This is a genomic window from Clostridium sp. AF37-5 (assembly GCF_003477605.1).
Lineage (GTDB): Bacteria > Bacillota > Clostridia > Lachnospirales > Lachnospiraceae > Eubacterium_F.
In genome coordinates this window covers 1-358 of the sequence record NZ_QUDR01000062.1, presented here as the reverse complement: position 1 = coordinate 358, position 358 = coordinate 1, and the positions used below count along the sequence as shown (strand labels likewise).

Annotated in this window: 1 protein-coding gene; it reads left to right on the top strand. The window is 41.6% G+C overall.

Annotated elements, in window-relative coordinates:
* A partial coding sequence (locus tag DW019_RS14810) for a UPF0236 family protein (protein WP_207663946.1) occupies positions 1-358 on the top strand: 358 nt, incomplete at both ends.

Genomic DNA, 358 nt, shown 5'->3' with positions numbered 1-358 from the left:
ACGAAAGAACTATGGCAGGAAGTGTTTGATTTTATTACAGAGAGCTATGACGAGGAAGTGCTGGAGAAAATATATATAAACGGAGACGGAGCGGATTGGATTAGAACGGGAGCAGGAATGCATGCCAAGGCACGTTTTGTTTTGGACCGTTTTCACATGCATAAATATATCATATCAGCAACAAGCCACTTGAAAGATTCCGCACAGGATGCGAGAAGTGAAATATACAGAGCTATTAACGGAAAGCGGAAATGGGTGGTAGAAGAAGCATTTGATAAGATTCTGCATGTAACAGAGAGTGAAACAAAAGCAAAGGCAGTAGAATCCGCAAAGAATTATATTCTGGGGAACTGGGCAG